This window comes from Corynebacterium epidermidicanis (assembly GCF_001021025.1).
GTDB lineage: Bacteria > Actinomycetota > Actinomycetes > Mycobacteriales > Mycobacteriaceae > Corynebacterium > Corynebacterium epidermidicanis.
In genome coordinates, this window is record NZ_CP011541.1 from 1754020 (window position 1) to 1778580 (window position 24561).

Here is a 24561-nt window from a genome sequence, read left to right on the forward strand (position 1 = left end):
AACCATGCCCACAATCATAAACTCTGCTCCGTCGCAGATTCCCGCGTCTGCCGCCAACCAAAACGGGGTAACAATCGCGACAATCACCTGGCTGGGGACGTCAGCTGCGGTGGTGTTGGCGCTCTCATCATTTGGCGCCGGTGCCGTCCGCAATCGTGGCGGCGTGCTCAAGACCTTAGACTTGGAGTTCCTCTCCTACGGCCACGGGGCGGGGCTGTCGAACGCTCTGTTTTGGCTGGGTTTGGCACTGATAGTGGCTTGCTGGGTGTTACTGGGCCGTAAAGTCGTAGATAAGCAGGCCGACCTAACCGCAGTCAACGGCGCCCTGCTGAGCTGGGTGATGCCGCTGCTATTCGCTGCGCCCATGCTTTCTCGCGACGTCTACTCGTACCTGATGCAGGGGGCTATGCTCCGCGATGGATTCGATCCTTACTCGCAAGGAGCTGCGGTAAACCCCGGGCCGATGCTGCTAGAGGTAAGTCACGACTGGCGGAATACCACCACGCCTTACGGCCCGCTGCACTTGTGGATCGGCGATGTCATCACCAGCATCGTCGGCGACAACATCACTCTCGGAATTGTTCTTTACAAGCTGGTCTCGTTTGCTGGTTTCGCGATGATCGCTTGGTCTGTGCCGAAAATCGCCCGCGAAATGGGCAGCGATCAAGCCTTTGCCCAGTGGCTGTGCGTGGCCAACCCGGTAATGATTTTCCACCTGATCGGCGGGATGCACAACGAATCGATCATGGTAGGACTCGTGAGCCTGGGCGTACTCGCCGCTTTGAAAGGGCGCTTCGTACTAGCAGTGTGTGCCGTCGCGGTGTCGATCTCGTTGAAGGCGACGGCGGTTTTTGCCCTCCCGTTCATCGTTTGGATGGGGCTACGGGCCTGGCATGGTCGCACGGCCACGGAGCGTAATGTGCGTGCTTTCGGACGTTTCGTGCTCACCGGTGCCTGGATGAGCGCACTCTCACTGACTGTGGTCAGCGCGATCACCTGGCTTTCCGGGGCGTCCTGGGGTTGGGTTTCGCAAATCTCGGGCAATTCCAAGGTGATTAACCCGCTGGCACTCCCCTCGCTGATCGCAAGCCTCATCACCCCCATCGGCAAGCTTTTCGACGACGACTTTGCCTACAACGAGGTGCTCGCCATCACCAGGCCGTTGTCCCAACTACTCATGTTGCTTGGCCTGGTGACCGTGTGGTGGCTTTTCCGGCGGACAAAGCAACAAGCAGTCACCGGCATTGTGGCAGCTTACCTCGTAGCGGTAATTTTCAACGCCGTGACCTTGCCTTGGTACTACACCAGCCTGATCAATTTCATAGGCACACTGCGACTGCCACCCGCTGTGTTGAAGCTGAGCGTGATCTTGTCCATTATCGTGGCTGGCTCTTTTACCGGAAGTGGTAATCACCAGCTGTACAACATCGGATGGATGCTGATACTAGCCGCCGTTGCTTGGGTCTTAACAAGATTTATTTTTGCCAACAACCCACAGTTCACGACAACAGCCCAGCACGATTCGGCGGGCTAAATAACGCTAGAATCCCATGGATTGGGCGCGACGCATGACCTCGCGAGCGAGGTGACCGTGCAGCGCGTCTACCGGGCGACCAGGCAGGGTGTCATCTTCGGTGAACAGGTAGTCGAAGATCTCGGCGTCGGTAAAGCCACCGTCGGAGAGCAATGCGATGACCCCGGGGACGAACTTGATGACATGCCCATCGTCGGCTAGGAAACGGGCTGGGATAGCCTTTTTACCTTCGTGCTCAACCGCGATGAGTTGATGGTTGCCCAACATGTCGAACACGCGGGTGACCACCACCCCCATCGCTTCAGCGAACTCGGGCACAGTCAGCAGCGGCTCATCTGGCTGCAATACATCAGTTGACTTCGGAAGAGATCTCACAAACGGTCAGTTTACCCTGTCTACTCGCCGACACTGACGGCACAAGTCGGGTAGTTGGAAATCGCCACATATTTTCAGCCATACTTGATTGCATGAGTAGTGTGCAGGTAGGCGACATTCTGGACAACCGCTATCGGATCGACACCCCGATCGCCCGCGGTGGCATGTCCACGGTCTATCGCTGTGTAGACCTGCGGCTCGGCCGCCAAGTGGCAGCCAAAGTCATGGATGATCGCTACCTCGACGACCCAATTTTCCGCACTCGATTCGAACGCGAAGCCCGTTCGATGGCGCAGCTCAACCATCCCAACCTCGTCAACGTCTACGACTTTTCCTCCTCATCCAGCCATGCTTTTTTGATCATGGAGCTCATCACCGGAGGGACTCTCCGCGAACTGCTAGCTGAACGTGGCCCGATGCCACCGCACGCAGCAACACAGGTTTTGCGAGAGATCCTGACTGGGCTCGCCGCCGCCCACAGACTGGGGATCGTACACCGCGACATCAAGCCCGACAACGTCTTAATTAGCTCTAGCCACCAGGTAAAACTCGCGGATTTTGGGCTGGTTCGTGCAATTACTGAATCGGAACGCACCAGCGACCACATCATCGGCACGGTGTCTTACCTTTCCCCCGAGCAAGTCGACGGCGGACACATCAGCGCTGCTACCGATGTCTACTCGGCCGGCATCGTCCTTTTCGAACTCCTCACCGGTATGCTCCCCTTCTCTGGTGACACGCAACTCGGCCACGCGATGGCACGACTGAGTCGCGATGTCCCTCCCCCGAGCAGCAGGATCGACGGCGTGCCCCCGCTTTTCGACGAACTAGTGGCCGCCGCCACCCACCGAGATCCAGCAGATCGTTTCGCTACCGCTATGGACTTCCTTGCGGCACTAGAAGACGTCGCTGCAGCGGAACATCTTCCCGCATTCACGGTGCCCGTACCGCGCAACTCCGCCGCTGCCCGCGCCACCGCAATTGTGTCGCTGCCACCCCTCAATGACGCCGCGCGCACTGATCTCATCGACACCACTGATTCGACCAAAGTTATCCCTAGTCATCCTGTTCAGCCATCAGGTCCGCCCGCACGCGGCGTTGCTGATCAGACCGCCCAGTTTCCTGCCGCGCCGTCGCCTTCGACAGCTGAAGAATCATTTCAACAGCTCCACACGCGGGTGGAGTCGGCGATTTCGCCGGAACCAGGCACTCCAGCGGTTTCGCGTTCTTTCGCCCCAGAACCTCCGCCGAAGCCCATTAGTAATCGGTCTTCCATCAAGATCATTGTCTGGCTGATCGTCGTCGGCATGCTGTTGGCCTCCGTCGCTGTAGGGGGCTGGTGGTTTGGCTCTGGGCGATATGGGGAAATACCCCAGGTGCTCGGACTTGATGAACACGCAGCAACGGCCACCGTGGAACAGGCGGGATTTGTTAGTAGTATCCGCCCCACGTACTCAGATGACATGCCTGCTGGGAGTGTGATCGGCACCGATCCCCCTTTTGGGCAACGAGCACCACGTAGCCAACAGGTCGTGGTGCTCCTATCTCAAGGCCGTCCCACGGTCCCCGTCCTTCCCACAAACGGAGATGTGCAGCGATTTCGAGAGCTCCTCCAGGAACGCGGACTCCACCTCAGCTTTGGCGAAGCCACCTTTTCCGACGATGTTCCGGTTGGCGGCGTGGTATCAACCTCACCTCCTGTTGGCTCGTTCGTCACGGTAGGCGCCACAGTGACAGCGTCGCTGAGCAAAGGCCCTGCCCCAGTCGAAGTCCCAGTCGTGGCAGGCCTCACCGAACAGCAAGCACGACAGTTGCTAGAAAAGGCTGGTTTGCGAGTATCCGGCGTTGACCGAGTATTCCAAGAGCGCTCCGCAGCAGGCACCGTCATCGATTCCACCCCGGCGAACCACACCAAGGTGGCACGAGGCACAGACGTAGAGCTGAAGGTGTCCAACGCTCTCACCGTGCCGGACGTGAGCGGACTCGACCGAACTGCGGCCAAGCGCGTCTTGGAAGAAGCCGGGTTCGTCGTTGCAATTCAGGAATCATCAGAAGCTAGGGAGAAGAAGAACCTCGTGGTCAAACAAGCCCCGGAGCCGGGAGCGCTCGTCAACCCAGACCATGCTCAGGCGACAATTCACCTCAATAGTAAGGTTAAGGTGGCAAATGTACTCGGCAAGTCAATTCCTGATGCCACGAGAATCCTAGAGGAACAAGGCCTAGCGGTTTCTGTGCTACGAGACGGTGACCGAGTTATTCGCCAAACTCCACGTAGCAAATCGGAAGTATCGGCGGATCAGGTCATTGAGCTCAGCGCACTCTAGCAACAAAACAACCCTCGGATGGATCTGCGGCACGGTAGCTGCAGCTGTCGTTTGTTTCCTCGCCACTTTTCGCATTGAGCTGCCTGCAGCAACTTTGCACGCCAGAAACTTTATCGACGCCACCGTGTACGCCGGTGGCGGGGCGAAATTTTGGTCGAATACCGGGGTGTACTCCAGTGCAGTTCTCACGGCCAATGGTCCGCTGGAATTTACCTACCCACCTTTTGCAGCACTGCTCTTTGGGCCGATGGCACTGCTACCCCCGTGGCTACTTGGCCCAGTCATGGCAGTCGTTTCTTTGTTGATTACCGCTGGCGTGAGCTATTGGTGGTCCAGAGCGATTTCACGCCCGCACGCAGCCGGTTGGATTTTTGGGCTCTTGGCGCTCAGCCAACCCATGACCGCTACCCTGTTCTACGGCCAGATCAACGCGGTGCTCGTTGGGCTCGTTGTCGCTGATGCTGCGCTCGCTCAACGTGGCAGTAAATACCGCGGGGTCTTTTCTGGTCTAGCTGCTGCAATTAAGCTCACCCCAGCGGTGTTCGTGCTCTGGTTTATCGCCCGCAGGGACTGGCGCGGGGCAGTCAACATGTTGTTAAGCGCCATTGTCGCAACCTTAAGCACCGCGCTGATTCGACCACATGATTCGTGGCAGTTCTTCACGAAGCTTCTCATTGAAACTAACCGTGTCGGCGATCTCAGCTACTACCAAAACCTGGCTCTACGGGGAGTTTTAGCTCGAATGTCACAGCTACCTGAAGGCGCCGCCAGCAAAGCTTGGCTTTTAGCAGTGGCAGCGACGATCGTCCTTGCCTATCTCGGGTCTCGGGCGGTACTCCGCACCGCGCCCAGTGTCGCCTTCCCGCTTTCGCTGGCAGCAGTCGGTTTCGTCGGCCTGTTGATCAGCCCCATCAGTTGGTCTCACCACTGGCTGTGGCTGCCGCTGGTCGCAGTAGCTCTCTACCAGATTCCCCGGCTTCGTTTCCTGGGATTGGTGGGTTTCATCTTGAGCACGGTAGGAGCACTGCATTCCGTCGCACCTCATTTAGGTGCTTGGACCAGTGCTCTCTACGCAACCTATGGCGTCGCTGTGCTGGTGGCAATCTGCGTGCCGGCCCGCCAGTTAACTACCGCAGGCCGGCCCCCAATGTAATTGGGCTTATCGACGCTGGTTGCGGAGCATTTCAGCAACCAGGAAGGAAAGCTCCAAGGACTGCTGGGTGTTGAGGCGTGGGTCACACGCCGACTCGTAGCGTCCCGGAAGATCGACATCCGTGATGTCTTCCGCACCACCGAGGCATTCGGTGACGTTTTCGCCGGTGAACTCAATGTGCACGCCACCTGGGTGTGTACCAAGGGCTCGGTGAACTTCGAAGAAGCCCTGGACCTCGTCGATCACCTTGTCGAAGTGGCGCGTCTTGTAACCATTGGACGAGGTGTACGTGTTGCCGTGCATCGGATCAGACTGCCAGATCACCTTGTGACCGGAAGCCTCTACTGCCTGGACAATGCCCGGGAGAATCGTGCGCACTTTGTCATGCCCCATGCGCACAACCATCGTCAACCGGCCGGCCTCAAAATTCGGGTCGAGCTTGTCTGCGTAGGCGACCGCTTCTTCCGGAGTAACGCCAGGTCCGAGCTTAATCCCGATCGGGTTGGAAATCAGCGCCGCGAAGTTAACGTGGAAGTCCTCTAGACCTCGGGTGCGCTCGCCGATCCACAGCTGATGAGCGGAAAGGTCAAACAGCTCCTGGCCGCTTCCGTCTGCACTATCGGCTAGGCGAAGCATGGCACGTTCATAGTCGACCAAAAGCGCTTCGTGGGATGCGTAGATGTTTGCGGTGCGCAGGCCTGGGTCGTTAACACCGCATGCATCCATGAACCGCAACCCTGACTCGATTTCCCGGGCGAGTGCTTCGTAGCGCGCCCCGGCCGGAGAATTCTGTACGAACTCCCGGTTCCACTCGTGCAGGCGTCGCAAATCAGCTGTTCCGGAGCTTGTGAGCGCACGTACCAAGTTCATGGCTGCGGAAGAGTTAGCGTAGGCACGAATCATGCGTGCCGGGTCGTGACGTCGAGCCTCCGGTGTCGCCTCCACGCCATTGACAATGTCGCCTCGGTAGTTTGGCAGCCCGTTCGCGTCGAGATCGGATGACCGTGGCTTTGCGTATTGCCCGGCAATGCGTGCCATCTTGACCACTGGTGTGGACGCACCGTAAGTCAAGACGACCGCCATCTGCAGCAGAGTGCGAATGTTAGCTCGAATGTGCTGTTCGGTGTTTGACTCGAAGGTCTCGGCGCAGTCGCCACCCTGCAATAGGAAGGCCTTGCCGTGGGCGACATCAGCAAGCAGCTTCTTGAGTTCGCGCACCTCTTGAGGTACCACGATTGGTGGCACCGTTTCCAGGATCCGGCGAACGGCCATGGACTGACCGGCGTCCCAGGTAGGCTGCTGTTTCGCGTCACGACGAACGACGTCGTCAAAAGTGCTCGCCAACTCAGGAGGTAGTGGTGGCAAGCTCGGTAGCTCGTTAACTGGGATATCTACTGTCCAACTCACATCCCTCAAACTACCACTTCCGTGAGGGGAGCCCGCTCACATAGTGCCCCTGGGGTTAAAACAAGTCAGCTTAGACCACGCTATTGTCCGAATGCAGTGGTAGCGCAGCCATGCAGGCACGGAACTTTTGCACATTATGGCGGGCATCAACCAATGCGTCATGGCTACCCGGGGGCGAAGACGGCAATGGGGGCTTGCCGGCAAACTCCCAATACTGCTTCAATTCGCGGGTAAATCGCGGGAAGTTCTTGGGCAACCCAGTCATATCCCCCCACAGCTGCGCAAAGACTACGTGGTCATAGCACCCCACCCAAGCCCAAAGCTCGGGGGAAGAACCTCCAGCTGCAAAGAATTCGACTAGGTCGGCACGGATGCGCGCGAGCGATTTCCATTCCGGACTAGAGGGGTTTGGTAGGAGAGCAAGCACGTTGCGCGAGACCCAGGGCGATGCTTTCGACCCATCGAATTCGCTGGACACTGCATAGTATTCGCGACCGTCCTCGCTTACGATTCCGATCGACACCAATTCGATCGTGGCACCATCTTCGATGAATTCGGTGTCATAGAAATAACGCACTTGTCCAACTATTCTTTCGGTTCGGTTCCCGCCGGGTAGCCTGCGCCAGCGGCCAGGGACTTCTTCACATCCGCGGCGTAAACATCAACGTATTCTTCGTTTGTCAGGCGGGCAAGCTCATAAATCACAAAATCAGTGAAGGCGCGTTGGGTCTGATATTCCTGCGGATCCAGTCCGCGCTGCTCAGCCCAAGCTACCGGATCAATCGCCTCACCAATAATGACGCGGACCTTTACCGGACGCGGAATCCATGTCCCAATAGGATTTGCCTGACGAGTACCCAACATAGCAACAGGTACAACCGGGACACCAGTAGCCATAGCAATTCGAGCCATACCGGTCTTACCTCGGTAGATGCGGCCATCTGGAGAACGGGTCCCCTCTGGATAGATGCCCAAGACTCCCCCATTGGTTACCACAGCAGTACCAGCATCAAGAGCTGCTTGCGCTGCATCACCAGAGGAACGATCGATCGGAATTTGTCCCACGGACTTAAAGAACCAACGCTGTATCGCACCCCAGGCGCCAGTCCCCTCGAAGTATTCCTTCTTCGCCGGAAACTGGATTTGGCGGTTACACAGCAGCGGGAGATAAAAAGAATCCATCACGGATTGATGGTTGGAAGCTAGGATCACTCCGCCGGTGCTAGGAATATTGTCTTTGCCCGATATGGTCGGGCGGTTATACAGCCGCAGAAAAGGGCCGAATAGTACGTTTTTGAACAGCCAGTACCACTTGTTTTGCAACGTCTTTGATGGCTTTCTCTTCGCAGCTGATGAATTGTAGATACGAACTATAAGTTTAGACGGCCACGTCCCCATGCGAGGGAATTCACACGCCACTACCCACTATTAGGCACGATTACCACAGTCCGGCTGCAGACGCTGCCAACGTAGCCACGCCAATCATGCCCGCATCGCCACCTAATTCAGCTACTTTGACAAGCGGTTGTGGGCGGTGGCCGGCACCAACTACCAGCTTTTGTGCCTTTTGCGTAGCAGCAGAAAGGAAGAGATCCGCATTCGCCGAAACCCCACCACCAACAACTATCAGCTCTGGGTCGAAAATATCGCCCACCATCGACAACGCGATACTGAGCCAATCGCTGAAATCACCCATCGCTCGCAAAGCTAGCTCGTCGCCCGCACGAGCGGCTCGCATGACATCTTCGCCGGTAAATTCCGGTTTGTCCCTCAGCGGTGAGGAAGTTCCCGGATCAGACTCCAACAATTCTCGCGCCCCAAACGCCAAGGCAGTTCCGGAACAATACCTTTCTAAGCACCCGCGCTTACCACACGCACACGGCCGCCCATTGGGCACCACCGGCAAGTGCCCGAGCTCTGGCGCAATACCGTAGGCACCACGGAAAATCTCGCCATTATGCATGAGGGTGGCACCAATTCCGGTTCCGATAGCGCACAACGCCCAAGTTTTGGCACCCACCGCGGCACCGTAACGAAACTCACCATATGCAGCCGAATTAGCGTCGTGTTCGAGCACCACGGGGACGTCGAGATGCTCCTGCAGCCGAGATTTCAACGGAGCATCACGCCACGGCAAGTGCGGTGCGAACTGCACAATAGAACAGGTCGGGTCGAGGAACCCGGCCACGGCTACCCCCACTGCCCCAACTTGGTGTCTATTCTGCAAGGACCGTGTCATTTCGACAATTAGGTGCTCCATGCATTCGGCATCTCTACGAGACTTCTCTTGCAGGGTGTCTACGACTCGGCCTGCACGGTCCACCACAGATGCCCGCAAGTTAGTACCACCAATATCAAAGCCTATGGACACTGGGCTGGCGTGTTGTGCCGAATCGCTCATCCTGCTGTCGTTCCCGTCTATTGAGGCATAAAACTTCGGTAAGTATAGCCGTCCGAGCGGGCTTAGTTGAAAAGCGCGAGCCGCAGGCGCTGCCCCAATAGTTCCCAATTCCACTGCTTTTCGACGTGCTCGCGTCCCGCCTTCCCCATGGTGGCCCGGAGGTTGTCGTCACCAAGCAACGTTAGGATTTCCCGTCGCAACTGATCTCGATCTCGGCCAGCTACCACCCGACCCGTGGCAGCCGTGACGGTTTCGGGCGCACCACCAGAGTCGCCGGCAATGACTGGTCGTCCGGCTGCTTGGGCCTCCAGATAAACAATTCCCAGGCCTTCGACGTCCAAGCCACGTCCTCGCGTCCGAGCAGGCATCGCGAATAGTGCGCAGTGGTGCAGCAATGCGACCGCGTCAGACTGCGATACCCGACCAGTAATTCGAATATTACGAGTCCGGGAAGCTAGCCTGCGCAATACGGATTCGTAGCGACCTTGGCCAACTATTACGAGGAATGCCTCTGGATGCTTCTTGAGGATCTCGGGCCACACCCGAATGAGGCTATCCTGACCTTTTCGAGCGACCAGCCGAGACATACAGAGCACAATCGGAGCATCCGCTGGAATCCCGCTGAGCTGTGGTGGAAGTGGAAGTGGATCGGGGCGTCGAAAAGCTGCTGCCGAGACCCCAGAGGGCAAGTGAATGAACCGTGGCGATGCGCCAAACGCGGGCTGTAGCCGACGCAAGGTATATGCAGAGATATAAGTGACGACATCGGCGTGATCTCCGATCCGGCGTAACAGCTGGCGAGCAATAGGAAGCATCGACCAGCCCACCTCGTGCCCATGGGTGCTGGCAACGATTCGCCGTACCCCTGCACGTCTTGCTACCGGGCCAAGCAATCCGAGCGGAGCGGCAGCGCCGAACCAGACTACGTCGATGTGTTCTTCAGCGATGATGTCAGCCATTTTGGCTGCCACCGAGGGCGTAGGGAGGAGTACTCGCTGAGGCATCCGCACCACGCGGTAAGGCAGCTGAGCATCGAAGGCTGCGGCGGCAGAGCCGTCTTGGGTAGAACACAACACGACTACCTCGCTGGGATCGAGGGTCGCCACGAAGTCCCGAAGGTAGGACTGAATGCCCCCTAGGGTAGGCGGGAAATCGTTGGTGACCAGCAGCACGCGACTCATGGGATCAGGTTAGCCTTCCGTCGCCTAGTGGTACCTCATAGCCCCAGATTGCCCCTCAGACAGCCGATAGCGGTGAGAGGTCGCTGTTAATAGCGACGTGCCCCATAGAAAGGCATTGAATCAACGTCGACAACCTGCACGGGAATGCCGTAGTCGGAAGCGTGCACAAGCTTGCCGTTTCCGGCATAAATGCCGACGTGGGTTGCGCCTGGGTAGTAGCCAACAACGTCGCCGGGTTGCAGATCCGCGCGACTCACTGGGATTCCACCGGCCATCTGGGCCTGCGACGTCCTAGGAAGCGTCTTGCCTTGTTGCGCATAGGACCACACGACCAGGCCGGAGCAGTCAAAGACGTTCGGACCGGTGGCTCCCCAACCGTATGGCGAACCAAGCTTGGTCATGGCCGCCTCAAGCGCCTTCATGCCTTCCGGATTGCTTCCGTTCACCCCGGCAAGCGAATAGCCTGCGACCGGGTTATTTTTAGCTTCCCAAGCCGCGCGCTCTTCCTTATTCAACCCGTCAACGCGCTTTTGGATCTTCTCGATCCGATCCTTGAGTTCGCTTTCTTGCTTTTCCTGCACGCTTCGCTTGTACTGCAAGTCCGCCATTTGATAATTGAGCTTCGCTTCCAGACGAGCGGCCTTGCTGTGCGCTTCCCCAGCGTCCCGAGTCGCCTCCTCCTGACGAGCAAGGGCTTCCTTTGCCTTGCGCGCGTAAGCGGTCATGTAGGCAGAACGATCAATCGCATTCTGAGGGCCATCCGCATTAATCACCGCAGTCAACGGATCTACGTTCACCCCGCGGTAGCGGGACTGCGCAAGTTTTTCGACGTCCGCCCGCGCCAGCGACTCCGCCGCTCGAGCGGAATCAATCTCGCTCTTGGCCTTGGCAACGCTCTCCTTAGCCGAAGCCACCTCTTTTTCCTTGGCTTGGATATCCTGTTGCGTTTGCTTGAACTCTTCGTTCTTGGCGCTTGCCTTCTTAGAAGCCTGCTCCAATGCTGTCATGAGTTCAGGCACAGAAGTGATCGAATCGAGGTTAGGCGCTGGTGTAGCGGAAACTGCGGGCGCGGAAACAGGGTCCGCGACGGCACAGGGGCTACTGAGGACAGCGCAGGCCAATGCGAGGCCTAGCGCACGCGTAGTGAGGTTACGAGAGTTCACGAAGGTCTTTCTAGGAAGCAAAAGGCGAATGTAGGTGGCGACGGTTGTACCACCCTGATGCTGAACTTCAGCCACAAATGATATCTAAGACTACCCTTAACGCAAGCTTAAAACAAGCGCAAGGCCTCGGATTTTTCGACTGGGTCCCTCCATTAGGAACAGCAAACGAGCACGGTCCGACCGGCAAGGCAGCTAGATAGCTTTCTCGGAAGCACTATACCCCCTTTTACTACCGAATGATCTGTGACTAGAAGCTCGAAACTGACGAATAGGCCCGGAGTATCCACTAGCCCCTCCCTAGTGTGAAAGTCTGCCCAGCAAATGCAAAAGCAGGCGTCACACCCACTGGGTGGAGGCCTGCTAATGGCAGCACTAGGGACGGCGCTTAGAAACGCACTGCAGAGTGGTACGGCATGTAGTCGAGCGGGTGCTCAGACAGTGGAGTACCTTCGGTCAGAGCGTGGATAACAGTCCCATGGCCGGTGTAGATACCCACGTGGGATGCGCCACCATAGAATGCAACGATATCGCCAGCCTGCAACTGATCACGAGAGACAGGAGTGCCCTGCGCCGCCTGAGCATAAGAGGTACGCGGAATCTGCTTGCCCACCTGAGCGTAAGCCCAAGATGTCAAACCAGAGCAATCGAAGGCGTTTGGGCCGGCAGCGCCATAAACATATGGAGATCCAATCTTGGAACGTGCAGCGTCGACGATAGCCTGACCAGCGGTCTGCTGTGGTGCAGCCTCGGCCGGAACAGCAGCTTGCTGAACGTTAGCGTTGTAGCTGACTACTTCACCTTGAGCTGCCAGCGACGGTACCCATTGCTGAATTCCAGGAACGGAAGCAATGTTTGGAACATTTTCCAAACCAGCGAGTTCCATCCGCAGGTTGGTGTTAGGAACAACTACCTCAGCCGCGTTTGCCGGCGTGGCAAGAGCTACAGCAGAGCCTACGGCGACAGCAGTTGCAGAAGCCTTTGCACCAAATGAAACAGTAGAACGGGTGTGTTTACCCACGAATAATCTCCAAATCTTCCTTTTAGCCGGCCGGGTTAGCTGTCGGATTCGGAAACGGAAGGCTCCCTACCACTGACCACTTCGCCATACAACGAAGCTCTCCAGTGGATTCACCCCAGAAAACTGTGGTTCCCCGGCTCAGAGCGCAACTCAAGAGGGAACTCTTGAACTTCACTCCGATTAGGCATATTTGATTTATATTCCAGGTTTTGGCCAATTCGACCATCCCGCAATGTCTCGACAAGATTACGAAATGGTCACGGCCGTTGTCCAATAAGACACGCGTTATTTTTTTGTTATCGCGCCGTTATCAAAAAGTCGGACAAGACTGCCAGGTTCCCCCAATAAACCGCCAGCCCTAGCAGCCCGCAATGCCAACCCATCGTTTACCCAGTTCAGTCCAGACAAATTGTCTCAAGTGCCGGCTCGTGTCACGAGAAGGCACTCCTTCTACAAATCCATTCTTGGCAATTTTCTGAAACTTTGAGATTTAACTCACGTTTACAGCGGGCGAACCTCACGGTTCGCATGAGCCACATCAATAACGCCCTCACCATCAGTGGTCGATACAAGATGTGTTCAGGTTGAAGGCAAGCTCGAGCGAGAAGACATCAAAAGCTGATTGTCGCCTGGCCAACGAATGTAATAGCGATAGACATTTTGATGGCCACTGTGCTCCACGCAAAGTAAAGGGCCCAGGAGGTATCTCCTGGGCCCTTAAAACGAGCTAGACAGTCAGGTTTTCCTTACTTAGGGGAACGACCGTTCTCGATATCTTCCGCACGATTAGCTTCATTGAGCGCGCGGTACATCTCAAGCTCTTCTTCGTGATTCTCGTGAGCGATCTCGGCTGCCTTGGCAGCGATTGCCTCATCATCAGCCTTGAACGCAGAACCGCGGCTGAGCGAATCGGCAAAGCCGAGTTCGTTCATCTGCTTTGGCACCTTAGCGCCAGCGTATTCCAGCGGGATTGGGTGACCATGCTCGTCGACCGGGCCAAGCGGCTGGTGTACTTCGATGAAGGCACCATTCGAGAGCTGGTGGATGACACCGGTCTCGATACCATGCTCGAGAACTTCACGGTCAGAGCGCTGCAGGCCCACACAAATTCGGTAGGTCAAGAAGTAGGTCAGTGCCGGCAGCACGATCAAACCGATACGACCAACCCAGGTCATTGCGTTCAACGAAATCTGGAAGTGGTAGGCGAAGAGGTCGTTACCACCCGACAGAGTCAGCAAGAAGTAGAACATCAGGGCCATTGCACCAAGAGCGGTACGAACTGGCACGTCGCGCGGGCGCTGCAACAGGTTGTGGTGAGCGTCGTCGCCAGTGATCTTCTTCTCGATGAATGGATAAGCAAACAGCAGAACCACGAGGATACCGAGCATGACGGCTACCCAGAACACTGCTGGGATCGTGTAGTTGCCCAGGTAGAGTTCCCAGGCTGGCATCACACGAGCTGCACCGTCCGTCCACAGCATGTAGATATCCGGCTGGGAACCAGCGGAAACCTGGGCTGGGTTGTATGGACCAAGGTTCCAAATTGCGTTGATGGTGGTTACACCAGCCATCAGCGCCAGCACACCGAAGGTGAACAGACCGAAGGCGACACCCTTTACAGCGAACACTGGCAGGATTCGGACACCAACAACATTGTTCTCTGCACGACCAGGTCCAGGGAACTGGGTGTGCTTCTGGAACCACACGATTGCCACGTGAGCTGCGATCAGGGCGAGAATGATGCCCGGGATCAACAGAACGTGCAGAATGTAGAAGCGGTCCAGCATGATTTCGGATGGGAAGTCACCACCGAAAACAGCCCAGTGCATCCAGGTACCGATGATCGGCAGGGACACCACGATCGCAGACATGATTCGCAGACCAACGCCGGAGAGCAGGTCGTCCGGCAGAGAGTATCCCATGAAGCCTTCAGCGACGGACAGGATCAGCAGGACACAGCCGATGATCCAGTTGGCCTCACGTGGACGACGGAATGCACCGGTGAAGAACACGCGCATCATGTGAACCATGATGGAGACGGCGAACATGAGAGCTGCCCAGTGGTGCAGCTGACGGATAAACAGACCACCGCGAACTTCGAAAGAAAGGTTCAACGCCGTCTCGTACGCGCGAGACATTTCGACGCCGTTAAGCGGTGCATATGCACCGTCGTAGATCACCTTGGTGATCGATGGGTCAAAGAACAGGGTGAGGTAGATACCGGACAGCAACAAGATGATGAAGCTGTAGAGAGCAACCTCACCAAGCATGAAGGACCAGTGCGTTGGGAAGACCTTGTTGATGTTCGTGCGTACTACGCCAGCAAATGGGTAACGCGAATCTAGGTTATTTCCGAGTTGATCTAGTTTGTTGCTCATGACTTACGCTCCCAGAATGCCGGGCCAACCGGCTCAATGAAGTTACCCTTGGCGATGAGGTAGCCCTCTTCGTCGACGGTGATTGGCAGCTGTGGCAGCGCGCGGGCGGCAGGACCGAACAACGGCTTGCCGTAGCGCAGTGCATCGAACTGTGACTGGTGACATGGGCACAGAATTCGGTTGGTCTGTGCTTCGTACAGCGAGGTTGGACAGCCGATGTGGGTGCAGATCTTCGAGTACGCGTAGTAGTCGCCGTAGTGGAAGTCTTCCTGGTTTTCGCGCTCGATAACCTTCTTAGCATCTTCGGAGCGCAGGCGGATGAGCATCACTGCGTTACGAGGGCCATGGATGGAGTGCATGTGCATGGTGTACACATCGCGCTTCGGATCGTAGGAGTCGCCGTCGTTTACGTCTTCTTCACACAGTGGGAAGACGGTCTCCATAGCTGCGGCGGAAAGATCCTCTGGACGCATACGAACCAGGCGGGTAACACCAGTGGTGCTGTAGTGCTCGCCGTGCTTTTCAGCGATAGCAGACGTATCGCGACCGAGGTAGATCTTCTTACCATCTTCAATCTGGGTCCAACCGGAAGTCCAGAGAGTACCGTCACCGTTGTAGTCGAGGGCACCCTCCTTCTTCTTCCAAGGGTTCTTGATCATGCCGCCAAGTGGGAAGATGATCGCGAGGCCAGCGAGAACTGCTGAGGTACCCATGAGGCCCATAAGCACTTTACGACGACCGAGGGTCGAAGTCTCCCAGGAGTCATTGAGCAACGCAACCAAGGTAGCGCGATCAACTTCGTCAGACCCGCCGTCGTGACGGCGCTGCACCGAGATTTCCTCTGGGATGAACTTCTTCTGGTACTGAACGACGCCGATGGCCATCGAAAGGATCGACAGACCCATCGTGACACCCAGCAGCGGGGTGTAGAAAGTGTAGACCCACTTGCCGTCTTCACCGAGGCCCTTGTACTCCCAAGGCCAGAACAGGTAGACCGCCATGAAGGCAAGCGCCATCACAATAGCAAGGGCAAACCAGAAGCCAACGTTGGTGACTGCACGCTTTTCAGCGGGGTCATTCGCAATTGGGAAACGTTCCTTGCGGTAAGCGACCGTAACTTCATCAAGTTCGGTGCCCAGACGAGCAAGTTCGTCATTGCTCATGGCTTTGAGCTCTTGGCTCGTGTAGTTCTTGTTGACGTTGTTGCTCATGAGCGAGATCCAATCCACAGAGCAGCGGCGATCAGAGCCGCGATACCGATTAGCCACATAAACATGCCTTCAGAGACTGGGCCGAGGCCACCCAGTGCGTACCCGCCTGGGCTTGGGGTTTCCTTGGCAGCCTTAATGTAGGCAATGATGTCCTTCTTCTCGTCCTCAGTGAGCTGACGATCAGAGAACTTAGGCATGTTCTGCGGGCCAGTGAGCATGGCCTGGTAGATCTCTTGCTCGTTAGCTGGATCGAGGTATGGAGCGTACTTGCCGGAAGAAAGTGCGCCACCACGACCAGTGAAGTTGTGGCAAGATGCACAGTTCAAACGGAAGAGCTCAGAACCACGAGCAATGTCGGCTGGGTCGATCTGCCCGTCGAAGTTCTTACCCCGCAACGACTCCATGGCCACAGAGCCGTCTTCATTCTTGACGATGCCAGGGCCGCCACCGTTTGCGTTCACATAAGCTGCGATCGCCAGGGTCTGTTGCTCGGAGAAGCGCTGTGGCTTACGAGCAGCCTGAGCCTCATTGCGCAGCATAGGCATACGCCCAGAGTGAACCTGGAAGTACACTGCGCCTTCGCCAACGCCGATGAGCGATGGGCCACGGCCCTCTTCGCCTTGCAGGTTGGTTCCGTGACAGGTGATGCAGGCAGTGTCGTACAGCGCCTTGCCCTCTGCTACCAAAGCTTGTTGATCAGTCGATGCCGTAACAACTTGCGCATCAGGCGTGAAAGCGGAGGCCAAAAGCCCCGCGCTGGTGAGGCCGAGAGTCAGTGCAGCAGCGCCAGCCAAAGTGCGGCGTGCCTTCCGTCGGCTCTTGGCCTTCTTCGCAGTAGTCGATGCGTTCACAACGTCCTCCTGCTTTGTTGGGTTGGTTTCCATCATTTCCCTTAAATCTCGGTTGCGGAAAGTGAAGGGCTGTAGGCCTTAACGAAGCTACCGGCCGGAAGCTTCATGCCCCTACGGCCTACTGAATGAAGTAAATGGTGATGAACAGGCCGATCCACACGACGTCGACAAAGTGCCAGTAGTAGGACACTGCCATCGCCGCGGTTGCCTGCGCTGGGGTGAACTTCGACTTCGCAATACGGAGCAGCACCACAACGAATCCGAGCACGCCTGCGAGGACGTGAGCGGCGTGGAAGCCGGTCGTAATGAAGAAGGCCGAACCGTAAACGGAGCTCTGGATGGTCAGACCCTCATGTACGAGGTTGTAGTACTCGTAAGCCTGGCCAACCAGGAATATCGCACCCAGCAAGATTGTGATTGCATACCACAACCGAAGCTTGAACACATCCCCTCGTTCAGCGGCAAAAACACCAGCCTGGGCCGTCACAGAAGACGACACCAGAATTACGGTGATCAACAATGCGTAAGGAACCTTGAGGTGTCCAGTACCCCAATCCCACGCTTCTCCCTGCCCATTTGCGCGAGATACAAAGTAAATCGCGAAGAGGCCAGCGAAGAACATCAATTCCTGAGACAGGAACACAATCGTGCCGACACTGACCATGTTTGGCCGGTTCAGTGCCACAACACGCTGTGGTGCTGCCATTCCTTTATTTCCAACTGCGCTCGTCACGCAATCTAGTATGCCGGTTGGTCACGATTAAGTCACTTCGTATCCCCCCGAAGTGAACTTAAGTAGCGTCTGTTTTCCCAGGTGGGTTGGCCGGAAAAATTTAAAGTATTTTCTGACACCCCCACGGGAACTATTCCCCCACAGTGTCCGACGCCAAGGTTTCTGCTGGTCACAACGCGGTTTAGCCGACTACAGCCCTTCCCCATCGGCACCGAGGCTCGTCCGGAAGCAATTTTAGCGCAACGGTTGGACAAAATTGCCCACTTGTTTGCCTTGACCCTGAGATACATCTCACACCGGATTACGGCCGAATAACCCACTACTACAACTAAAGGTTTACCCCCTTCGCTAGGCGCCGCTACATAAGCACCCCACCAAAAAGACGTGCTTAGACACGCTTTTAGCCCATCAACACACCCAGACTACGGAAAGTTCCCACCAAAGATCGGCCGGAATGAAGGACAATGTCCACCACACGACGCGATGCGACTAACAGTGACGGCCACTACATAAATGACGAACTACGGATAGCAGCGTAAAGAACCCTGCTGGACTGCAACTAGCCCGCCAAGGCAATTCCGATTACCCGTTAAACCAAACAAAAAATCCTGCTCCCTCCCATGGAAGGCTGCAGGATTTATGTTTAACAGCTAATGACTAGTGCTTTTCCTTCGGAATGCCATACTGCAGGTTCAGCATAGTGCCGGACCAGATAAGAATCATGGCACCAAAAGCAATCAACCAGTAGTGCATGTAGACGATACCAAAGCCAAGGACGGCAATAGCACCGGCCATAACCGCTGGCCAGATGGAGCTTGGGCTAAAGAAACCGAGCATACCGGTCTTGTCTTCGACCTCTGCTTCTTCCCAGTCCTCAGGAAGAATATCCATGCGGCGTTCGGTGAAGTGGAAGTATCCACCAAGCATCAGGCAGAGACCAGTGGCCAGAGTAAGACCCGTACCACCCGCCCACTCGATACCTTGAATACTGCCGGCATCGGCGACCTTTGCGGTAGCGACGAAGTAGATCACTGTCATGATCAACAAGAAGGTCGCAAGACCATACATGATTTTTGCGCTGGACTTCATTGTGCTGTACCCCTTTGATTACTTCGCTGCGTTTTCGACAGTGTTCGCGCCGTCACGGGTATCCAGACGTCCGGAGACGAAAGGCTTAGTCGAGGTAGCGTATGGCTCTTCCCCAATGGAGTTCAGCGCCTCAGCATTGGTGGCTTCTGGATTCTCATTGCGGAACTTAATGTATTGCTTAAACTTCTCTGGCGTCACTGCGCGAACTTCAAAGTTCATCATAGCGTGGTAGGTGCCACACATTTCTGCACAGCGACCGACGAAGGCGCCTTCCTTCTCGATCTTTTCAATCTGGAAGCGACGCTGAGAGTTGTTCGCCTCAGGCTGAGGGTAGGCATCGCGCTTGAAAAGGAACTCAGGAACCCAGAACGCGTGTCCAACATCGGAAGATGCGAGGTCGAACTCGATCGGAGTATTGGTCGGGAGAACCAGCACCGGGATCTCGTCGGTGGTGCCCACGGTCTCAATCTTGTTGTAGCGCAAGTACGACATGTCAGACTTGGACTTGCCGTGGATTGGGCCACCGAGGCCACCATGGTGTGGATCGGCTGCGTAGTTGGCATCGATCTTGGAAGCCTCTGCCTGGTCCTGGCGAGCTTGGTGCACACCCTCGTAGGTACCACCCGTTGGAGAAAGCTCAGAACCAACCTGCGCGTAACCAAACTTCCAGTTCCACTGGAATGCCGTGACGTCGACCTTAACCTGAGGGTCCTTGTCCAGAGCAGTAACCTTGTCTTGGGTTTGCACGGTGAAGAAGAACAGTGCCATCACGATGAAAATTGGGACGATAGTCAGTACGAGTTCCAGCGGCACATTGTACTGAAGCTGCTTCGGGAACTCACCCTTGCCAGCCTTGGCAGCCTTCTTTGCAGAGAAGCCGACCATGGAGTAGATCATCAGGCCCCACATAACGATGCCGATAATCCAGGCGGTCACCCAGACCCACACCCAGAAATTTCCAATTGCGGTTGCTTCTGGGGTAACGCCGTACGGCACGCCCATGCGAAGCGCCTCGAAGAATCCATTCTCCGGCGGTGCTACGTCGCAGCCGGCGAGCGCAAAGCTACCTACGCTCAAAACGCCAGCAAGCAGCGCCTTGCGCTGGAAACCACGCTTGTTTCGCTGTTCCACGTGTGTCTGCCTTCCTGTTCCACACAAACCATAAGAATCCTAAAGATCCCATTCCTAACTGTGCAGACTATCGCATTCTTTCCGTAATTCCACGCCAAATGGTTCCCCACCGTTATCAAATGTACAGATATCGCTTCTTCAGATTTTCCATTTTGTTCCCCCTATCTGCACCTTTAGCCGAGCCGCGCAGCCTACAAGCGAAGGTGATGTTATCCAATTCACAATTATGTTGCCCCTATCGGGGGAACAACTATCGGTTGATGGACGTTTCACTAGCCACGGTCGTCGACAAGCGGGCTGGTTTCAGTCGCGCGCCTGCGGGGACTACCCTGAAACACACCGTATTCTTGAGTGCAGGTATTCGAGTCCTTAAATTTAAGGGGAATTAAGACGTATGTGTGGCCTTCTTGGCATGCTCACCGCCCACGGCGATGCAGAAAAGTTCGACTCGGCGATCAGCCACGCGCTGCCATGTATGCGGCACCGCGGGCCTGACGACGCCGGAACCTGGCACGATGCCGACGCGGTCTTTGGTTTCAATCGGTTGTCGATCATCGATATCGCCCACTCCCACCAGCCTTTGCAGTGGGGCCCGGAGCATCAACCGAACCGGTATGCCATGACGTTTAACGGCGAGATCTACAACTACGTGGAGCTTCGCCAAGAACTGCAAGAGCTGGGCTACAGCTTCAATACATCTGGCGATGGTGAGACAATTGTGGTGGGTTATCACCACTGGGGGACGGATGTCGTCAACCACCTGCGTGGCATGTTTGGTATCGCAATCTGGGACTCGGTCGAACGCAAACTCTTCCTCGCACGCGACCAATTCGGCATCAAGCCACTGTATTACGCCACTACCCCAGTCGGCACCGCATTTTCGTCCGAAAAGAAGACGCTGCTCGACATGGCCGAGGCGCTCGGACTTAGCGATGCCCTGGATCGCCGCGCGATAGAGCACTACGTAGATCTCCAGTACGTCCCGGAACCGGAAAGCCTTCACCAGGACATCCGTCGCCTCGAATCGGGGTGCTTCGCAGTCGTAACCCCTGGCGGAGAGGTTCAGGCTCAGCGCTACTTCGAGCCGAAATTCCACACCTCGCCAGTAACCAAAGACAAGGAACAGGACTTGTTTGACCGCATCGCGCGGGCGCTGGAAGACAGCGTCGAAAAGCATATGCGTGCGGATGTGACCGTGGGTTCTTTCTTGTCCGGCGGCATCGATTCGACCGCGATTGCTACGCTGGCTAAGCGTCATAATCCTAACCTGCTCACCTTCACCACAGGCTTTGAGCGCGAAGGCTACTCAGAGGTTGATGTAGCCGCTGAATCCGCCGCGGCTATCGGTGTGGAGCATATCGTTAAGATTGTTTCGCCAGAGGAATACGTAGCGGCGGTGCCAAAGATCATGTGGTACTTGGACGATCCGGTGGCTGATCCTTCCCTGGTCCCGCTGTACTTCGTGGCCCAGGAAGCCCGCAAGCACGTCAAGGTGGTGCTTTCCGGTGAGGGGTCCGACGAGCTCTTCGGCGGCTACACGATTTACAAAGAGCCACTATCGCTTGCGCCGTTTGAAAAGATCCCTATCCCGTTGCGACGTGGCCTCGGCGTGCTCGGCGACCGGTTGCCCGATGGCATGAAGGGCAAGTCCCTGCTGCAGCGCGGGTCCATGACCATGGAAGAGCGTTATTACGGTAATGCTCGCTCCTTCAATTTCGAACAGATGCAGCGTGTGATTCCTTGGGCTCGCAAAGAATGGGACCACCGCGAAGTGACCGCGCCGATCTACGCCAAGTCCCGCCACATGGATCCCGTAGCCCGCATGCAGCACCTCGACCTGTTTACTTGGATGCGTGGCGACATCTTGGTCAAGGCCGACAAAATCACCATGGCTAACTCCCTCGAGCTGCGCGTGCCGTTCCTTGACAAGGTCGTCTTTGATGTCGCGGAATCAATCCCCCACGACATGAAAATCTCCCACGGCACCACCAAGTACGCTTTACGACGCGCTATGGAAGGCATCGTGCCGGAACACGTACTCAACCGCAAGAAGTTGGGTTTCCCAGTGCCGATGCGCCACTGGCTGGCCGGAGATGAGCTCTTTGGATGGGCCCAGGACACCATCAAAGAATCTGGCACGGACGACATCTTCAACAAGCCGGCCGTGCTCGAAATGTTGAACGAACACCGCGAGGGCGTCTCCGACCACTCGCGCCGACTCTGGACTGTTTTGGCATTCATGATTTGGCACGGCATTTTCGTGGAAAAGCGCATTGATCCGCAGATTGAGCAACGCGAGTACCCGGTCGAGCTCTAACTGCTCAAGGGGGCGCAGTGGCCGCTTCACTGTAGTTTGCCGTAACTTGACCACACCGTAGCGTCATTTTGGGGTCGAGTTTTGACGCTACCGTGTGGTCAAGTTTCGGTTTAAGTAGAGACAAAGTGTGTCCGGTCAGCCTGCCCCCGGCCGTGCGGGTTTGCTGCACACGTGCTATGTCGTCGCTTCGGCGTAGTCCGACTACGTAAAGCTGCGTTTTATGATCTAAAAAACCCGACGGCGGTAGTCCGACTACTTCGAAGTGACGACATAGAGCAATGTAAAGCTCCCCGACAAACAATAGATGCAGGTTTTGGGACCACTACGATGTGGAAACCACGAATCCAAGACGCTCTTGTCATTACTTGACGCCAGGTTGCCGGAGGCGCGAAATCAACCCGCCACGCTTAGCCGCAGACAGACGAAACCCCGTGCTTCAGCAACTCAGAAGCACGGGGTTTCGCGATAACTGTTCTTAGTTGAACGAGTCACCACAAGCGCAGGAGCCGGTGGCGTTAGGGTTATCGATGGTAAAGCCCTGAGACTCGATAGTGTCTGCGAAGTCGATGCGGGCACCGGAGAGGTATGGGGCGCTCATCTTGTCCACTACCAACTTCACGCCACCGATGACATCTTCCTTGTCGCCATCGAGCGAACGGTCATCGAAGTAAAGCTGGTAACGCAGGCCAGCGCAGCCACCTGGCTGAACTGCAATGCGCAATGCGAGGTCATCACGGCCTTCCTGGTCGAGGAGAGCCTTTGCCTTCACGGCGGCAGCCTCGGTGAGAACGACACCCGTGGCGGATGCTGGAGCAGTCATGTGCGTTTCCCTTCATAAGCTCATGGAACGAAAGTCAACTTTCCTCCAAGTTACTCCTACTGCTTGCTGACATGCACACAGAAAGTGTCTCGGTGGTAGTTAACCTGTTGCGTCTTAAGCTATAACTCATCGTCGACTAGTTTTGTTCCCACCCCATCTTACCTGGGCTAAATACCAAGCAGACAGTCTGCTGAAGTAGCCTTAAGTACGTGAGCGATACAACGAACAATTCTGGTAGTGACTTCAACGACGAACGCCCCCGGGCATACACGCCCAAAAAGGGCCGTCCGACGCCAAAACGTGACGAGGTGGAACGGGCTCGCGGCGTTCGCCGAGGCCCCGTAGCTGCACCCGAAACCGCGAAGGAAGCACGGGCGCGTCGAAAAGCCATGAAAGAGTCGATGTCCAAAGAGGAATACAAGGCTTACAAAAATAAACAACGCGAAGAGCGGCAGCGACGCGCGCGCGAAACCCAAGCAGCAATGGACCGCGGCGATGAAAAGTACCTGCTGCCTCGCGATAAGGGCGAGGAACGCAAGTTTGTACGCGATTGGGTGGACTCGAAGCGATTCCTGAACAACCTAGTGTTGCCGGTCGCCTTAGCGCTGCTTGTGATTATGTTCGTCGGCCAAATCTACCCCACGGTCGCCGGCACCCTATCGATGGTGACCATGGTCATCATCTTGGGTTTCCTTATCGAAGGTATCTTTATCGGCCGTGGCGCCAACAAACGGGTACGGGAGAAGTTCCCACACACCACCGACACTGGATTTGGCATGGGTTTCTACGCGTATTCTCGCGCAACCCAGCTGCGTAACCTACGCACGCCGAAGCCTCGCGTCAAGGTCGGCGACCAGGTGTAATAGGCATGATCACGCTGGTTCTCGGTGGCGCCCGCAGTGGCAAGTCCGCGTTCGCTGAAATGCTCACCACACGTATCAGCAGCCTCGAGTCCAGCGCAGTCACTTATGTGGCCACAGCTCGGCCGTGGCCCGGTGACACGGACTTTGCGCAGCGTATCGCCAAGCATCAAGCCTCGCGCCCCGCTCAGTGGCACACCGAGGATTGCCGGGACGCCATCGACGTCTTATGTTCGCCCCAAAGCCCGACCCTCATCATTGATGACCTTGGCACGTGGCTTTCCGAGCAATTTGATAGCCACGATGCCTGGCCAGACGCCACGGCTGGAAAAAAGGAAGACCAGCTGCGGGACGTCGAGAGACGCTGTGCAGAATTCGTTGCAGCATTGCAAGCCACAACAGCCCGCAATGTCGTGATGGTTACCCCTGAAGTTGGGATGGGGTTGATCCCTGAAACTCCTGTAGGCCGGGTTTTTAGAGACACCATCGGTGCTCTCAACGCAGCTGTGGCCGAATGCGCGGACCAAGTACACCTCGTCGTCGCGGGATGCGCGCTAACCTTAAAACCCGAATAGCTTGCCAAGGTAGCTGGCCGAGCGGCCGCGCCTAGTTCTA

At 56.4% G+C, this 24561-nt stretch carries 21 protein-coding genes and 1 riboswitch; of the genes, 6 read left to right on the plus strand and 15 right to left on the minus strand.

The window, feature by feature from the left end; genetic code table 11:
• Window positions 1-4: 4 nt before the first annotated feature.
• The gene (locus tag CEPID_RS08130; protein WP_083984417.1) at window positions 5-1534 is read left to right on the plus strand and encodes an alpha-(1->6)-mannopyranosyltransferase A; all 1530 of its coding nucleotides are present in this window, start codon (window positions 5-7) and stop codon (window positions 1532-1534) included.
• Window positions 1535-1540: 6 nt separating this feature from the next.
• On the opposite strand, the gene CEPID_RS08135 is transcribed toward CEPID_RS08130, so the two are convergent.
• Complete coding sequence (locus tag CEPID_RS08135) at window positions 1541-1909, minus strand: Rv2175c family DNA-binding protein (protein WP_047240547.1); 369 nt, start codon at window positions 1907-1909, stop codon at window positions 1541-1543.
• A 92-nt stretch (window positions 1910-2001) separates the two neighbouring features.
• On the opposite strand from CEPID_RS08135, the gene pknB reads away from it, so the two are divergent.
• Together pknB and CEPID_RS08145 are read left to right on the plus strand one after the other, a co-directional pair.
• The gene (gene pknB, locus CEPID_RS08140) at window positions 2002-4233 is read left to right on the plus strand and encodes a Stk1 family PASTA domain-containing Ser/Thr kinase (protein ID WP_047240548.1); all 2232 of its coding nucleotides are present in this window, start codon (window positions 2002-2004) and stop codon (window positions 4231-4233) included.
• On the plus strand, window positions 4214-5386 hold the full coding sequence (locus CEPID_RS08145) for a glycosyltransferase 87 family protein (protein WP_052843454.1): 1173 nt from the start codon (window positions 4214-4216) through the stop codon (window positions 5384-5386). Before pknB ends, CEPID_RS08145 begins: the two co-directional genes overlap by 20 nt.
• Window positions 5387-5392: 6 nt before the next feature.
• Here the strand turns inward: CEPID_RS08145 and CEPID_RS08150 are convergent, their stop codons facing one another.
• The 13 genes from CEPID_RS08150 to ctaC form a co-directional block, all read right to left on the minus strand.
• Window positions 5393-6793: a class II 3-deoxy-7-phosphoheptulonate synthase gene (locus CEPID_RS08150; RefSeq protein WP_047240549.1), complete on the minus strand. Its 1401-nt coding sequence runs from the start codon at window positions 6791-6793 to the stop codon at window positions 5393-5395.
• Window positions 6794-6863: 70 nt separating this feature from the next.
• Window positions 6864-7370 carry a polyadenylate-specific 3'-exoribonuclease AS gene (locus CEPID_RS08155; RefSeq protein ID WP_047240550.1) on the minus strand — a complete coding sequence of 169 codons (507 nt, stop codon included), beginning with the start codon at window positions 7368-7370 and terminating at the stop codon, window positions 6864-6866.
• 8 nt (window positions 7371-7378) lie between these two features.
• The gene (locus tag CEPID_RS08160) at window positions 7379-8116 is read right to left on the minus strand and encodes a lysophospholipid acyltransferase family protein (protein ID WP_047240551.1); all 738 of its coding nucleotides are present in this window, start codon (window positions 8114-8116) and stop codon (window positions 7379-7381) included.
• A 115-nt stretch (window positions 8117-8231) separates the two neighbouring features.
• Window positions 8232-9194 carry an ROK family protein gene (locus CEPID_RS08165; RefSeq protein ID WP_047240552.1) on the minus strand — a complete coding sequence of 321 codons (963 nt, stop codon included), beginning with the start codon at window positions 9192-9194 and terminating at the stop codon, window positions 8232-8234.
• Window positions 9195-9256: 62 nt separating this feature from the next.
• Complete coding sequence (locus CEPID_RS08170; protein WP_047240553.1) at window positions 9257-10375, minus strand: glycosyltransferase family 4 protein; 1119 nt, start codon at window positions 10373-10375, stop codon at window positions 9257-9259.
• 86 nt (window positions 10376-10461) lie between these two features.
• The gene (locus CEPID_RS08175) at window positions 10462-11538 is read right to left on the minus strand and encodes a C40 family peptidase (protein WP_236684225.1); all 1077 of its coding nucleotides are present in this window, start codon (window positions 11536-11538) and stop codon (window positions 10462-10464) included.
• A gap of 385 nt (window positions 11539-11923) precedes the next feature.
• Window positions 11924-12556 carry a C40 family peptidase gene (locus tag CEPID_RS08180; protein ID WP_047240554.1) on the minus strand — a complete coding sequence of 211 codons (633 nt, stop codon included), beginning with the start codon at window positions 12554-12556 and terminating at the stop codon, window positions 11924-11926.
• 10 nt (window positions 12557-12566) lie between these two features.
• Window positions 12567-12753, minus strand: a riboswitch (cyclic di-AMP (ydaO/yuaA leader).
• Window positions 12754-13302: 549 nt separating this feature from the next.
• Window positions 13303-14934 (minus strand): cytochrome bc1 complex cytochrome b subunit, encoded by a 1632-nt coding sequence (gene qcrB / locus CEPID_RS08185; RefSeq protein ID WP_047240555.1) that lies wholly within the window; start codon window positions 14932-14934, stop codon window positions 13303-13305.
• Window positions 14931-16145, minus strand: a complete 1215-nt coding sequence (gene qcrA, locus CEPID_RS08190) for a cytochrome bc1 complex Rieske iron-sulfur subunit (RefSeq protein WP_047240556.1) — start codon at window positions 16143-16145, stop codon at window positions 14931-14933. Before qcrA ends, qcrB begins: the two co-directional genes overlap by 4 nt.
• Window positions 16142-17032 (minus strand): cytochrome bc1 complex diheme cytochrome c subunit, encoded by an 891-nt coding sequence (qcrC, locus tag CEPID_RS08195; protein WP_162488679.1) that lies wholly within the window; start codon window positions 17030-17032, stop codon window positions 16142-16144. Before qcrC ends, qcrA begins: the two co-directional genes overlap by 4 nt.
• 82 nt (window positions 17033-17114) lie before the next feature.
• Window positions 17115-17729: an aa3-type cytochrome oxidase subunit III gene (gene ctaE / locus CEPID_RS08200; RefSeq protein WP_144413489.1), complete on the minus strand. Its 615-nt coding sequence runs from the start codon at window positions 17727-17729 to the stop codon at window positions 17115-17117.
• Window positions 17730-18386: 657 nt separating this feature from the next.
• A complete protein-coding gene (gene ctaF / locus CEPID_RS08205) occupies window positions 18387-18818 on the minus strand; it encodes an aa3-type cytochrome oxidase subunit IV (protein WP_047240559.1) in 432 nt (143 codons plus the stop codon).
• A gap of 18 nt (window positions 18819-18836) precedes the next feature.
• Window positions 18837-19949 carry an aa3-type cytochrome oxidase subunit II gene (gene ctaC, locus CEPID_RS08210; protein ID WP_047240560.1) on the minus strand — a complete coding sequence of 371 codons (1113 nt, stop codon included), beginning with the start codon at window positions 19947-19949 and terminating at the stop codon, window positions 18837-18839.
• Between the two features lie 394 nt (window positions 19950-20343).
• Here ctaC and asnB point away from each other — a divergent pair, with 394 nt between their 5' ends.
• Window positions 20344-22266 (plus strand): asparagine synthase (glutamine-hydrolyzing), encoded by a 1923-nt coding sequence (asnB, locus tag CEPID_RS08215; protein ID WP_047240561.1) that lies wholly within the window; start codon window positions 20344-20346, stop codon window positions 22264-22266.
• Between the two features lie 475 nt (window positions 22267-22741).
• Here the strand turns inward: asnB and CEPID_RS08220 are convergent, their stop codons facing one another.
• Window positions 22742-23086, minus strand: coding sequence for a HesB/IscA family protein (locus CEPID_RS08220; protein WP_047240562.1), 345 nt, complete (start codon window positions 23084-23086; stop codon window positions 22742-22744).
• Between the two features lie 209 nt (window positions 23087-23295).
• Between CEPID_RS08220 and CEPID_RS08225 the strand changes: the two genes are divergently transcribed.
• Window positions 23296-23949 (plus strand): DUF3043 domain-containing protein, encoded by a 654-nt coding sequence (locus CEPID_RS08225; RefSeq protein ID WP_047240563.1) that lies wholly within the window; start codon window positions 23296-23298, stop codon window positions 23947-23949.
• Between the two features lie 5 nt (window positions 23950-23954).
• Window positions 23955-24521, plus strand: a complete 567-nt coding sequence (locus CEPID_RS08230) for a bifunctional adenosylcobinamide kinase/adenosylcobinamide-phosphate guanylyltransferase (protein ID WP_047240564.1) — start codon at window positions 23955-23957, stop codon at window positions 24519-24521.
• The last annotated feature ends 40 nt before the right edge of the window (window positions 24522-24561 follow it).

What these genes read in the sequence shown, in the direction of transcription:
- CEPID_RS08130 (WP_083984417.1), top strand. Translation starts at nt 5, where the DNA reads ATGCCCACAATCATAAACTCTGCTCCGTCGCAGATTCCCGCGTCTGCC.
- pknB (WP_047240548.1), top strand. Translation starts at nt 2,002, where the DNA reads ATGAGTAGTGTGCAGGTAGGCGACATTCTGGACAACCGCTATCGGATC.
- CEPID_RS08165 (WP_047240552.1), bottom strand. Translation starts at nt 9,194, where the DNA reads ATGAGCGATTCGGCACAACACGCCAGCCCAGTGTCCATAGGCTTTGAT.
- CEPID_RS08170 (WP_047240553.1), bottom strand. Translation starts at nt 10,375, where the DNA reads ATGAGTCGCGTGCTGCTGGTCACCAACGATTTCCCGCCTACCCTAGGG.
- qcrB (WP_047240555.1), bottom strand. Translation starts at nt 14,934, where the DNA reads ATGAGCAACAAACTAGATCAACTCGGAAATAACCTAGATTCGCGTTAC.
- qcrA (WP_047240556.1), bottom strand. Translation starts at nt 16,145, where the DNA reads ATGAGCAACAACGTCAACAAGAACTACACGAGCCAAGAGCTCAAAGCC.
- qcrC (WP_162488679.1), bottom strand. Translation starts at nt 17,032, where the DNA reads ATGATGGAAACCAACCCAACAAAGCAGGAGGACGTTGTGAACGCATCG.
- ctaF (WP_047240559.1), bottom strand. Translation starts at nt 18,818, where the DNA reads ATGAAGTCCAGCGCAAAAATCATGTATGGTCTTGCGACCTTCTTGTTG.
- asnB (WP_047240561.1), top strand. Translation starts at nt 20,344, where the DNA reads ATGTGTGGCCTTCTTGGCATGCTCACCGCCCACGGCGATGCAGAAAAG.
- CEPID_RS08220 (WP_047240562.1), bottom strand. Translation starts at nt 23,086, where the DNA reads ATGACTGCTCCAGCATCCGCCACGGGTGTCGTTCTCACCGAGGCTGCC.
- CEPID_RS08230 (WP_047240564.1), top strand. Translation starts at nt 23,955, where the DNA reads ATGATCACGCTGGTTCTCGGTGGCGCCCGCAGTGGCAAGTCCGCGTTC.